Origin of the sequence: Bacillus sp. FSL K6-4563 (assembly GCF_038630405.1) — a bacterium.
Lineage (GTDB): Bacteria > Bacillota > Bacilli > Bacillales > Bacillaceae > Bacillus > Bacillus pumilus.
Map to the genome: position 1 here is coordinate 697,394 of NZ_CP152030.1, position 13,613 is coordinate 711,006.

The 13,613-nt window shown below is 41.0% G+C and carries 10 protein-coding genes; all 10 read left to right on the forward strand.

All coding sequences use genetic code 11. The features are described from left to right. Positions 1–22: 22 nt before the first annotated feature. The 10 genes from MHH54_RS03460 (at position 23) to MHH54_RS03505 (ending at position 13,612) form a co-directional block, all read left to right on the forward strand. Positions 23–1,183 (forward strand): CamS family sex pheromone protein, encoded by a 1,161-nt coding sequence (locus MHH54_RS03460; protein WP_342500908.1) that lies wholly within the window; start codon positions 23–25, stop codon positions 1,181–1,183. Positions 1,184–1,316: 133 nt separating this feature from the next. Then, a complete protein-coding gene (locus tag MHH54_RS03465) occupies positions 1,317–2,516 on the forward strand; it encodes an MFS transporter (protein ID WP_034620241.1) in 1,200 nt (399 codons plus the stop codon). A 91-nt stretch (positions 2,517–2,607) separates the two neighbouring features. Then, positions 2,608–7,074, forward strand: coding sequence for an amino acid adenylation domain-containing protein (locus tag MHH54_RS03470; RefSeq protein WP_342500688.1), 4,467 nt, complete (start codon positions 2,608–2,610; stop codon positions 7,072–7,074). After that, positions 7,071–8,612 carry a serine hydrolase domain-containing protein gene (locus MHH54_RS03475; RefSeq protein WP_342500689.1) on the forward strand — a complete coding sequence of 514 codons (1,542 nt, stop codon included), beginning with the start codon at positions 7,071–7,073 and terminating at the stop codon, positions 8,610–8,612. The genes MHH54_RS03470 and MHH54_RS03475 overlap by 4 nt, the downstream gene beginning before the upstream one ends. Further along, positions 8,575–9,555: a C39 family peptidase gene (locus MHH54_RS03480; RefSeq protein WP_034620201.1), complete on the forward strand. Its 981-nt coding sequence runs from the start codon at positions 8,575–8,577 to the stop codon at positions 9,553–9,555. Before MHH54_RS03475 ends, MHH54_RS03480 begins: the two co-directional genes overlap by 38 nt. Continuing rightward, positions 9,552–10,262: an alpha/beta fold hydrolase gene (locus MHH54_RS03485; RefSeq protein ID WP_003214044.1), complete on the forward strand. Its 711-nt coding sequence runs from the start codon at positions 9,552–9,554 to the stop codon at positions 10,260–10,262. The genes MHH54_RS03480 and MHH54_RS03485 overlap by 4 nt, the downstream gene beginning before the upstream one ends. Continuing rightward, entirely contained in the window at positions 10,259–11,116 is an 858-nt protein-coding gene (locus tag MHH54_RS03490) for a 3-hydroxyacyl-CoA dehydrogenase family protein (RefSeq protein WP_003214220.1), read from the forward strand. The genes MHH54_RS03485 and MHH54_RS03490 overlap by 4 nt, the downstream gene beginning before the upstream one ends. A 14-nt stretch (positions 11,117–11,130) precedes the next feature. Further along, positions 11,131–12,186 carry an HAD-IIIC family phosphatase gene (locus MHH54_RS03495; protein ID WP_342500690.1) on the forward strand — a complete coding sequence of 352 codons (1,056 nt, stop codon included), beginning with the start codon at positions 11,131–11,133 and terminating at the stop codon, positions 12,184–12,186. Positions 12,187–12,213: 27 nt separating this feature from the next. Then, positions 12,214–12,483: an acyl carrier protein gene (locus MHH54_RS03500; RefSeq protein WP_003214412.1), complete on the forward strand. Its 270-nt coding sequence runs from the start codon at positions 12,214–12,216 to the stop codon at positions 12,481–12,483. Then, positions 12,470–13,612: an acyl-CoA dehydrogenase family protein gene (locus MHH54_RS03505; protein ID WP_003214249.1), complete on the forward strand. Its 1,143-nt coding sequence runs from the start codon at positions 12,470–12,472 to the stop codon at positions 13,610–13,612. Before MHH54_RS03500 ends, MHH54_RS03505 begins: the two co-directional genes overlap by 14 nt. Position 13,613: the final 1 nt, after the last annotated feature.

Sequence of the window (13,613 nt, forward strand, 5' to 3'; positions counted from 1 at the left end):
AAAGTTGTTATTGCTGCTGACAATGCACACACTGATATTGTCAGCGTGTGCACCTTTTGGGGGAAAGGAAGAGGAAGAGGTCACACAAAAAACGGATGAAACGAAGGAAACAGCCATCATCCCGATGTACAATATCTCTGACTCCTATTACAAAATGGTGCTGCCGTTTAAACAAGGGGCTGCGAGAGGATTAACAGCAGAGCGTCTCAACACACGCCTGGACATCGATGAATTTGAAACAGGACTCATGCGCCTTGCAACAGAGTCATTTAATACAAACGACTACCTTTTCCAAGAAGGACAGCATTTTGATGAGGACACCGTTCTTGGCTGGCTGGCGCGCAAAAAAACAGGCAGTGATCTGAAAAAGGCAGAAAAAGAAGATAAAGACTTTAAGAATCTAGGCTTAAACCCTGCTCTTCCGAACTCAGGTTCAACAAAGTCTAAAAATGAAAGTAGTCCAATTTACTTAGCTTCGATGCTAGAGCATAATTACTTAATTCGAAAAGATAAAAACAGCTTACAGCTTGGCGGAGTTGTCATTGGACTTGCGCTGAACTCTGTTTATTATTACCGTGAAAATATCGGTGACCCGCAGCAAGAAGTGACGATCGATTCTTCGAAAAATTCAAAGAAACTTTTGGCAGAAGGCGAAAAAATTGCTGAACAAGTGATCAAACGAATTCGTCAAATGGATGGGCTGCAAAAAGTGCCTGTCATGATTGCCCTTTATAAGCAAGCACCAAAATCATCTATCGTTCCAGGAAACTTTATCGCCAAAACGGATGTGAAAGCGGGCTCAGCTGATATCGGCAATTGGGATACGATCAAAGAGGAGAATGTCTTCTTCCCTTCAGATAATGCGAAAGGCAACTACAAAGATGATTCCGAGCGATTTGACCGCTTCAAAACAAAAGTCGAAGACTACTTCCCGAATTATACTGGTGTCGTAGGAAAAGGGTTTTACAAAGACGGCAACCTGCAAAAAATGAAAGTCGAAATTCCAATGCAGTTCTACGGAAAAACGGAAGTCGTAGCCTTCACGCAATATTTAACAGGTGAAGTCATGGATTACTATAAGAGTACCAATATCGAAATTAACATCACATCTTCAGATCAACAAGAAGCCTTGATCACGAAAAATGCTGAAGACAAAGAACCAACCGTCCATATATATGACTAAATAAAAACCGCCTTTTGGCGGTTTTTTAAATTAGTCATAATGTATCAAATTATGAAAATATTGTTATAAAAAGTAGAAGTGTAGAAAATAATGTATTATTATGGGTGATAATGAAGAGAAAATGGAGATCATTATGAAAAACAAATCATTTTACTTTTTATTAGGGGGACAATCCCTAGCTAATTTTGGGGATTCGCTATATGTCCTCGTTTTGACCATCCTGACATATCAATTAACAAATTCTACACTGATTGCTTCAATGGTGGCTGTCTCACAGTTTGTTGGACAAGCACTTGGAGCGGTACTCATTCCTTTCTTTATGTATCAATTTAAGCTAAAAAGACTCATTATCTATTTACAAATGTGTCAAATTGCTTTCTTCGGTTGCTTAATTTTCATTTATATTCTACAACTATCAACTTTTACTATTCCTCTCTTTTTTATCATTGTATTTTTCCTTTCTTTGATAGATGGAGGAACCATTCCTGTTCGAAATTCGATGATCCCACGTCTAGTAGAAAAGAACTTTTTACTAAAAGCAAATAGCTATATCTTAACTTCTGATCAAATGGTCCTTTTACTAGGCTGGCTGTTAGGAGGGCTGTTTATTGGCATTCTTGGACCACAGTTTCTCCTATTGACGACACTTGTTTTATACAGTTTGTCACTCATATCTATGCTCTTTATCATTGATACTGGGGCTGCAGCTAAACAAGAGCAACAGTCTGAATCATTTGCTACAAGGGTCTTTTCAGGGTGGAAGCTCATGTATGAAAAACCAACTATTCGAACATTAACGATTTTAGAAATGCTATCCATGAGCGGTAGAAGTATTTGGACTGGTGCCATTATCCTTGTGTATGTCACAGAAGTTTTACATCAGCCTGAAACATGGTGGGGCTTTATTAACGCAAGCTATTTTGGCGGAACCATTCTAGGCGGCCTGCTTGTGTTGCGGTTCGCAAAGCATGTGGAACAGCGTTTGTTTGATCACATTTTTTACAGTTCGGTGATCGTAGCTGTGCTAACCCTTTGCTTAGGATTGAATCATTCTGCATGGATGAGTTTGTTGTTTGTCTTTTTATTAGGACCAGCCTTTCAGCTTCGCAGTATTTCCATTCGAACCTATGTACAAGATACACTGAGTGAAATTGAATTGCCCAAAATACTATCAGCTCAACATACACTATCAACTTTTATATACGGAATGTCCATCCTCGTTATGAGCACCATGACCGATCTCTTTGGGGCAAGAGTCGTCTTTTTTATAAACGTTGCCCTGTTTACTGTATCGGCTTTCCTAGCGTCTAGATTAAAAAATGAACAAATTTAGACATTTTATCTCAATTATTTACAAAAATACCATTATGTGATTTAATATGTTGGTAGAAATGTTAACTATATGAAAAGTAGAGGTGGCGTAATTGACTAATAGTTTAGTATATTGGCCATTAACACATCCGCAGCGGCGCGTGATGAACATGGAAACATTTTATCCAGGAACACCGATCAATCATATTGGCGGTATCATTTTCGTCAATGGGCCATTGCAGCTCGATAAACTGAAGCAGGCCATTGCATCTTGTATCATGATGACAGAATCTCTTCGTCTCAAGCTAGTAGAGAAAGATGGTGAAACGCTTCAATACGTTGATCCAAACGCCGATAGCCCTATTCCTACCTATGAGTTTTCCACACATGAAGACATGCTAGAATGGGCCGAAAAAGCCTTTAAAACACCATTTCAATTAACAGAAACCTCTCTCGCCGAATTTGCGGTACTAAAAATCAGTGAACAACAATCCGGTTATTTCATCAAATGCCATCATACAGTAGCAGATGGATGGTCGATGAAAGTAATCATCGATAAAATTAGCCAGCTTTACACTGCTCTTACCCACAGCTCCTCTATCGAACAAGAAGCAGACAATCACTCTGTATTTATTGATAAAGAATCAAAATATATGAACTCCCCAAGATTTAAAAAAGATCAGCAATTTTGGAAAGAAGCATTATCTGATGTGTCTGATAGTTATTTGGTACAGGGAACTGACCAAATCAAAGGCCATCGGCAAAGCCATTATCTTGATCGACAACTCTCAGAACGAATCTATGAATTTATAGATGTCCATCATTGTTCAATCAACTCTTTATTTACTTTAGGACTCTTCGTCTACTTGCATAAAAGATACCAGCAAAAAGATTTTATTATTGGGACGCCAGTTCTCAATCGTTCCGGACAAAAGGAAAAAGCCACGTCCGGTATGACCGTAAGTACAATGCCATATCGAATGAAGATCGATCCTCATCTCTCTTTGTTAGAAAGCTTAACAGACGTTCAAAAAAGCTATAAGGCTTACTTCCTGCATCAGCGTTATCCCTATGATGCACTTGTCAAAGATTTAGAGCTTGCAAAAGCAGGGTATGATCAGCTTTTTCAAATCTATATCAACTCCTACAGCACAAATATGGTGCAGGAGATGGAAGGATACAAGGTTGAATACATAGAGCTTTACAATGGCTTCCAGCCATATGGCTTACAAGTTGCTGTGAAAGAATGGGATGAAAAAGGGCAAATCGAGCTTCAATATGATTACAAGATCTCAGATTACAGCAATGAAGATATCGACTTTCTACACGAAAGAATGCTTCTCTTTGTCGAAACGATACTCGCTCAGCCAAAGCAGCTGTTAAAAGACGTACTTCTCATGACAGAAGTCGAGACACATCGAGAGCTATATCACTGGAACGACACAGGCATGCTGTTTCCACAGAAACAAAAAATCCATGAATTGATCACAGACATGTCAACGTCTTCTCCTGATCGAATTGCACTTCAGGACGGATCTCATAGCATGACATACGGTGAACTTGAGAGAAAAACCAATCAAATGGCGCATTTTCTACAAACACATGGCTTACAAAGACATGACTTTGTTGCCGTATGTATGAATCATTCACCAGAACTGATTGTGCTGCTGCTGGGGATTTTAAAGGCTGGAGGCGCATATGTGCCGATTGATCCTGAGTATCCAGAGGAACGTATTCAGTTTATTTTGGATGACAGCCAGGCAAAGCTGTTTTTCACAGATGACGCATCTGCATACCATTTTAATGGCGATACGTACAATATCTACAACGTGTGGGATCAGTTGGCTCAGTATAATGCGGAACATCCATTCATTGGAGATGCTGAAGATGTCGCATATATGATTTATACGTCTGGCTCTACAGGACAGCCAAAGGGAGTCATGATTGAGCACCGAAGCTTAGTGAACTATATCATGTCTGCCAAAACACACTATACTGATTCATCAGATGATCATTTTGCCTTGTATTCATCCATTGCGTTTGATTTAACCGTGACATCCATTTATACGCCATTGGTCATTGGCAGTACCGTGATGATCTATCGTCAAGAGGATCAGCCAGGCTTTTTATTAGAACATATTTTGTTTGATCAAAAAGCGAAAGTCATCAAGCTGACACCAGCTCATATGGCACTGCTAACAGATGCTGCACTTTCTCAATCAGTTGTGAAACGGATGATTGTGGGCGGAGAACAATTATCGACCGCTTTGGCCAAAAGAATCACAGAGGCAAGTGATGGAAGGATATCTATCTTTAATGAATATGGACCAACTGAAGCAACCGTTGGCTGTATGATTCATCAATTCCATCAAGATGATGAAGGGGCATCTGTGTCAATTGGTGTGCCAATGCCCAATACAGAGATTTACCTTTTAGATGAGCATCAGCAAGCCGTGCTGCCTGGGACAGTAGGAGAAATCTATATTTCAGGTGCAGGTGTTGGCAGAGGGTATTGGCAAAGACCTGATTTGCAGGAATCACGCTTTCTGCCCAATCCATTTGTAAATGGTCGCCGCATGTATCGAACAGGTGATATCGCCAAACGAGCAAATGATGGAAAGATTGATTACATTGGCAGAATTGATCATCAAATCAAGCTGCGAGGCTACCGGATTGAGCTCGGTGAAATTGAACTTGCACTGATGGCACTTGAAGAAGTTGATAAAGCAGCGGTTATTGATCTAACCGATGAATCTGGAGAAAAACAGCTGGCAGCCTATATTGAATTGAAAGAAAAACAGATGACGTCCTTTTTACTTAGAAAGAAATTATCAGATCAGCTTCCAGCTTACATGGTACCTGCCTATTTTGTTGTACTAGACGAGCTCCCGCTCACTCAAAACGGAAAAATCAATCGGACGGCACTGCCTGATCCATTGCTGTCTCAAGAAACAGCTGTTGAGTGGTCCAAGGAAACAGCGGACATTGAAGAGATCATCGTAGATACAGCAAAAGGCATCTTAGGGCATGAAACAATCGAACCGGCTGATCATTTTTATCAGCTTGGCGGAGATTCCATTAAGGCGATTCAATTTATTGCGAAGTTAAAAGACAAAGGACTCTATTTAAAAACCAAGGATCTTTTTACTTATCCCATTTTTAGAGAAATGGCACAAGTCGTTCAGCAGGAACCTGTCATACATATCTCACAAGAGCAAGCTGTGGGTGATGTGAAATCGATTCCAATTATCGAATGGTTCTGGTCCCAGCGGTTAAAAGATGAACATTTCTGGCATCAATCCATCATTGTTCATTCAAAGAAAAAGATGGATGAAGCCATCGTGCAGGATGTTCTCAAAGAGGTCGTCATTCACCACGATGGACTAAGGTTAAAAGTACATGAGGCAACAAACACACTCTATTATGATGAAGACATTCAAGATATTCCGCTGATGATACACGATTTCACGGCATTATCAGAAGAGAATGTGGAAGAAGCGTTACAAGAAGTAGGATATCAGATCAAGCAAAGGACTCATCTTTATCAAGGACCATTGATTCAGGCTGCGCTTTGTCAAACTGATTCTCAATCACATCTCATCTTTGCCGCCCATCATCTATTAGCTGATGGTATGTCTTGGCAAATTCTTGTGGAGGACTTGATTCAATTATTGCATGCAGAGAAGATTACAGCAGAAGTACTTCCGTCTAAAACCCATTCCTATCAAACATTTGCCGAGCAGGTGAATCAGTATGCAGTATCAGAGGGTGTAAAAGAGTCGGTCAGCTATTGGCAAAAAGCGGTGCAAAATATACAGCCTCTGTATCCAGTTTCCTCAAATGAGGGATATGTCAGAGACGAAATCAAATTAACCAACGCATTATCAGTGGAACTCACGAATCAATTGCTCAATCAAGCGAATCAAGCGTATCAAACGCAGCCGCATGAACTGTTAATTTCAGCCTTGACGCAAGCCTGTTATGAGCAAACGAATCAAGAGCGGATTTCTTTGGAATTAGAAGGTCATGGCAGGGATGCAGTAGAGGATGAGATTGATGTATCTAGAACGTTCGGCTGGTTCACCACCATGTATCCTGTGAATGTTCATGTGTCTGAATCTCTCTCGGATCACATACGAACTGTCAAAGAAACGATACGTGAAGTGCCAAATAAAGGTGCAGACTATGGGCTGTTGTCACTCATCAATAAGCAGCTTCCTCCTCATTCAGCGCCGCAATTACGCTTTAACTATCTAGGTGAAATTGATCAAGTGCTGAAACAATCATCTGATTATGAGATGTCTTACTTTACATCGGGGATGGATTCGTCATTGGATAATCCATTAACAACCGTCATCGATATGGTCGCTACCATCAAGGGCGGTCAGCTGATTTTTCATCTTTCTTTCAGCGATAAACAGCTGTGTGAAACAGACATGATGCAGCTATTGCAAGCGGTAGAGCAGCAAATTGAGCATCTTGTACAGCATTGCTTAGAGAAAGAAGGAATCGAATTTACACCGTCTGATTTTGAAACAGTGGATATGTCTCTTGAAGAAATGGATTCATTATTTACATGACGAAAAATCAGCATGTTATCTACATTTCATTTTTATTAGCGGTCTTATGGATAAGCAGCTTTGCCGATTGGACACATGCAAAAGCAGTGATTTCATCTAAAGCCGTTGATCAAGTGATAGAGGAACAGATGGAGCTTGGACGCATTCCAGGCATGTCCGTTGTGGTTGTGAAAAAGGACGAAGTGGTGTACCAAAAAGGCTTTGGTTATGCGGATCGAAAGAAAAAGAAGCAAGTGACAGCTAGCACTTTCTTTGAAATTGGATCTACATCAAAGGCGTTTACCGCTCTTGCGATTGTGGAGTTAGAGAAGCAAGGGAAACTTCATTTAAAAGATCCGGTGAGTAGCTATATTCCAGGTTTTTTTCCAACATACAATGGAAAGCCTCAGCGTTTAACGGTGGAGCAATTAATGCATCACACAAGCGGCATTCCCTTTCAATCCATTGCGCTTATCCAGCCAGATACTACAAAGGATGCGTTGAAAAAAACAGTTGATCAGCTGAAATCAATCGAGCTTAATCGTAAGCCAGGCAGTTCCTTTGAATATGCGACCATCAACTATGATGTCCTTGGTCTCATCATTGAAAATGTAACAGGAACATCGTATGAGGCTTATATGAAAGGACTGTTTAAAAGGCATCATCTTGACCAAACGGAGGCTGGGCTAAAACGGATGAAATCCGGCGCTGTCTCAGAAGGGTTTAAATTGCAATTCCTTGCTCCGCATGCTTATGAAGCACCAGAATATCGAGGCAATACTCCGGCAGGATATATTGTGATGAATAGTCAGGATGTGGGGACTTGGCTGCAATATCAATTGACCGATTCAACTTGGTCTCGCTTTGTAAAAAATCCTGATCACTTAACTGTGAATGTCCTAGAAGAAGGGAAGCATGTCTATTACAATGCCGGCTGGTATATAGAAAAGGCACATGAGCAGGTAGACTCGCTTTTTCATGCAGGCTCTAACCCTAACTATTCATCATTTTTTCTGATCCAGCCAAAAGAAGAGATTGCGATCGGAGTGTTAGCAAATATGAATAGCAGCTACACAGAGCAAACGGTACGTCTTATTGCCAAAACGATCACGGGTACAAATGAAGAAGCAGAGTCATCAATGGATCCTTTTCAGCTCATTGATCAGTTGAGTCTTGGTGCCACATGTCTTTTCATTTTGCTGCAAATAGTGTCTATCGTTCGTTTTATCAAATGGAAAAAGCGTGTAAGAAACGGCGCTTTCGTTCGCAGGGACATGTCACTTCGCGTCTGGCTGAAAAGTAGCGGCTGGGTGCTGCTGCTAATTGGGATATTGCTCCTGCCAATCATTGTTGCGCAGCTAGCCTTTAATGGGCTGCCTTGGAAAATGACTTTTGTCTGGGGACCTTCCTCTCTCATTGAATTAGCGATTTCTTATTATTTGTTTTTCATTTGGTTTTGTACGATTGGTTTCATCAAAGGATTTATGGTGACATCTCCTGCTGGAAAGAGAGGAAAAAAAGATGACCGTCAAACAGATTTCGGGCATTCATCCTTATAATGATTTGTTTTATCGTAGCTGTTTTTTCAATTGCTTTTTTCCAATTGTGAAGCTGCATGATCAAGAAGTTTTTCCATACTTATTAAATGATCAATTTGCCTACGGGCTTACAGAGAATGGCTTGCTACAGATTGACTGGATGTCGGCACACGATCCAGAAAAGATTATGAATTTACAAGGCATTCAAGTGGAAAAAATGACGTATTGTCCCAACCTCATTGAAAAGGTCAAACAAGATGTGAGGCGTGACCGCCCGGTAATTGTATGGGTAGACCCCTACGTTCAGCGAGGCAGAAAAGAGTATTTGACAACCCATAGCCGTCATTCCATTTTAATGACTGGATTCGATGAAAATCAGCAAATCTTTCAAGTATTAGAGAATCGGCATTTAGATAATTTGTCTTATGAGCATCAAGTGCTGTCATTTAAAGATGTACAGAAAGGATATGACACCTTTCATGATCATTTTCAGCCGAATGATCAATTTCATTCCTATGCGGCCTTCTACTTTGATCCAGACAAACTCTCGACTGAGTTATTTGATCAAAAAACGACTTATTTCCTGAGAAATATGCATGGTCAGATTGACGTAATAGAAAAAGGAATCACAGCTCTTGAAACATTTTATGAGCAGTTTTCGCAATGGGATGATATCGAGAAGCTCGTGGCATCTTTCAATCAGATCATCAATACGAAGAAAATAGAGCTGTATCGGCTGAATCTCATCAAAGGCGATCTACCTGAGCTGGTGGGATGGATGGAACGTATTTTAGCAGAATGGGAGAAAGCAAGGCATCAGGCAGCAAAACTCCTTTTTTCAGGTGAGATGTCTAGTAGGTACCAAGCCAATATCAAAGCTTCTTTAGAACAGATCATCCATGATGAAAAACACTGGCTGGAAGCGTTGGCAATCAAATGCAAAAGGGAGTGTGGCGTGTCGTGAAGTTATTTTGCTTACCGTACGCAGGTGGAGCCAGTACCGTATTCAGTACGTGGAAATCTTATATAGACCGGTCGATAGAAATTCATGCCCTTGAACTCCCTGGGCACGGGACAAGAATGACAGAGCCTGTACTAACCGATTTACAGCAGGTCGCAGATGATCTTTATGTACAGGCGTCCTCCTCCTTAAAAGAAGGAGAGCCCTATGCCATTTTCGGTCATAGTATGGGAGCCGTCCTTGCATATGAATTACAAAAAAGAATGAAAACAAGGTTAAACAGAGAGCCTGTTCATGTCTTTTATTCTGGGCGCTTCCCGCCACATATTCCAGAAAAGAAAGTCTATCATCAGCTGTCAGATTCCAAATTAAAAGAAGCGATCATTGAGATGGGAGGCGTTCCTGAGGAACTTGCTGATAACCATGCAGTGCTTGATTTCTTTCTGCCGATTTTAAGAGCAGACTTTCAGCTTTTGGAGACCTATTTGTGTGATGAAGTCGTTCCAGCTGCTTGTCCAATTTCTATTTTTTATGGTACACGTGATTTGCCTTCTGTGCTGTTCGATTTAGACGATTGGGATCAATATACAAGCGAAGATTGTGCGTTTTTCGAATTCGATGGAGATCACTTTTTTATTCATTCATTCACAAATGAAGTCGTTGAAAAAATCAATGTCATTTTAAAGCGAATTGGAGTGTTGGAGAAATGAACACGAAGCACGTAGGCGTGATTGGAGCAGGTGTCATGGGGGCTGATATGGCATTAGACCTTTCAGCAAATGGCTATCAAGTCACATTAGTTGATGTCACAGAAGAAAAGTTAAACGAAGCGCTAGAAAAAATTAAGAAGACCTATCAATTGGTTCAATTTGTGAGAAAGAAGAAAATCTCATTGTCTTTAGAAGATGTATTGTCTCAAATCCAGCTGTCAACTTCACTTGAAGGATTACATGACGCGCATATCGTCATTGAAAATGTGACGGAAGATTGGGAGATTAAAAAACCTATTTATGAAGAGCTACGAGATATTTGTGCGAAAGAAACCATCTATTTTGTAAACACAAGCTGTATCTCCATCACAAAGGTAGGGTCTCTTATGCACCACCCTGAGAATGTCATTGGGGCGCACTTTATGAACCCTGTTCCTCTTAAAGCGCTAGTTGAAGTTATTAGAGGTAAAGCAACTTCTGATGACACAGTGGAAACGGCAAAAGATTTCTTGAAATCGTTTGATAAAACACCAGTTGTGGTGCATGATTTTCCGGGATTTGTTTCCAATCGTGTGCTGATGCTGACAATCAACGAAGCGATTTGGGCGGTGCAAGATCAAGTCGCTACGCCAGCGGATGTCGATAAAATTTTCCGCGGAGGTTTCGGTCATAAGATGGGACCACTTGCGACAGGAGACTTAATTGGGCTTGATACGATTTTGAATTCATTGCTTGTTTTATACGAGAGCTACAAAGATCCGAAGTTCCGTCCATGTCCTCTGCTTGTCAAAATGGTTGATGCAGGCGAGTACGGCAAAAAATCAGGCAAGGGCTTTTTCCAATATGACATGTGAGAGGAGAATAACCAATGGCTAAGCAAATTAAGTGTGTTGTCTGGGATTTAGATCATACATTATGGGATGGAATTTTACTTGAGTCAGATGAAGTGACGTTAAAACCATCGATGAAGGAAGTACTAACAGAGTTAGATGAGCGCGGCATCCTTCTTTCTATAGCAAGCCGGAACGATGAAGCAGCCGTGAAGGAAAAGCTTTCTGCCTTTGGAATCGAACATTTCTTTCTCTATCCAGAGATTCATTGGAATGCCAAATCTAGTTCATTAAAGAGAATTAGCGAGCGCCTAAATATTCATAAAGATACCATTCTCTTTATTGATGATCAGCCATTTGAACGAGAAGAAGTGAAGGCTGTTCATCCAGAGATTACGTGCTGGGATGCAGTGGATTATCTGTCATTACTCACTAATGATCGGCTGCGTCCAGTCTTTATCACAGAAGATGCTAGACGACGCAGAAGAATGTACTTAGAAGCGGACAAAAGGCAGCAGGAAGAAGAGAAATATGAAGGGCCGCCTGAGAAATTCTTGGCGTCTTTACATATGAAATTCGTGATATCAGAAGCAGGAGAACAAGACCTCCAGCGTGCTGAAGAATTGACCGTCCGTACCAATCAATTAAATGCGAGCGGGAAAACCTACGATTATGAGGAGCTTGATTTCTTCCGTCAATCAGATTCTCACTTGCTGCTTGTCTGTGAACTTGAAGATAAATTCGGTTCCTATGGAAAAATTGGACTCTCATTAATAGAAGAAACAGGTGACACATGGCATGTCAAACTGCTGCTTATGTCTTGCCGCGTCATGTCTCGTGGTGTCGGGACCATCTTACTTACAACGATTTTGCAAGAAGCGAAAAAGCGAGGAAAGCGGCTTGTCGCTGACTTTAAACAAACCGACCGAAACCGCATGATGTACATCACATATAAGTTTGCCAATTTCAAAGAAATCGAGAAGGGGGAGAACGGCTATATCTTGTTTGAGAATGATTTAAGCATGATTCAGCCTTTCCCAGAATACGTAGATGTCAATATTGAATTAAATCAGAAAGACCCGGCCAAACAATAAAAAAGCGAAAAGCGAGGAGATTAAATCATGAACCTACACGAACAAGTAAGAGCCTATATCGAGCAAAACCTAGTGGTATTTGATGAGGAAATTGAGCTTGGAAATGATGATCATATTTTTGAACAAGGCTTTGTGAATTCTCTATTTGCGATGAAACTAGTGAACTATATCGAACATGACTTTCAATTCCAATTAGATAACGAAGACCTCGACATTGCTCATTTTAGTACCGTCAATCGCATTGTCGCCTTAATTGAGAGAAAACAACAGGGGGCGGCTCTTCATGAAAACAGCTGAACAAACGATCAATGCCATTGAAGAAATACGACAGTATTGCGATGAACATATCCGTCCGTTTGCCAATGAATTCGATGAGACGGAACATTTGCCAGAGTCGCTGATTCGAGATATGGCGAAACGAGGCTACTTGGCAGCAGGTATCCCGTCTTCCTATCAAGGGCTGGGGCTTGATCCAATCGCATATGGACAGTTTACGGAACAAGTGGGAAAAGCTTGCTGTAATGTCCGGACATTATTGACAGTGAATTCACTTGTAGGAGAAGCCATTCTTCGTTATGGAACAGAAGATCAAAAACAAGGCTGGCTCGTTGAATTAGCTAAAGGAGAAAAAATCGGTGCCTTTGCTTTGTCAGAGCCGAATATTGGTTCAGATGCCAATCATGTTGAAACAAGCTATCAAAAGGAAGGACAATCCTATGTATTAAATGGGAAGAAAAAGTGGATTTCCTTTGGAGCGATTGCCGATTTCTTTATTGTGATTGCAAGAGACGGTGAACAAGTCACAGCATTCCTTGTCGATCGAGATCAGCCGGGTGTAGAGATTGAGAGAATTACAGGAATGATGGCCAACCGAGCGTCATATTTAGCGGAAATCACCCTCGATCATGTCCAGGTGCATGAAGACTGTGTCTTAGGACCAGTTGGGGGCGGATTTAACCATGTGGTGTCACTCGCATTAGACCATGGAAGATACAGTGTCGCTTGGGCAGGGCTTGCCATTGCACAAGAAGCCGTTGATTCTCTTGTTACGTATTCACGTAAAAGAACACAATTTAATGAGAAATTGTACAAGCATCAAATGATCAAAGGCATGATCGGAGATGCGGTGACTCAGCTCCATGCAGCGAGAGCCTTATGCCTAAAGGCTGGGGAAATGAGAGAAGCGAATCATCCTGATGCAATCACAGAAACATCCATTGCAAAATATTTCACCTCTAAAATCGCTGTGGACATTACAAATACAAATGTCCAAATTCATGGCGGGAGTGGATTTAGCCGGGAAAACTCAGCTTCAAGACTATATCGTGAAGCGAAGGTGCTTGAAATTATTGAAGGAACTTCGCAAATTCAGCAACAGGTTATTGCTAACTATGGTTTACGCCATTATTTCGTGAAACATTCTTAGA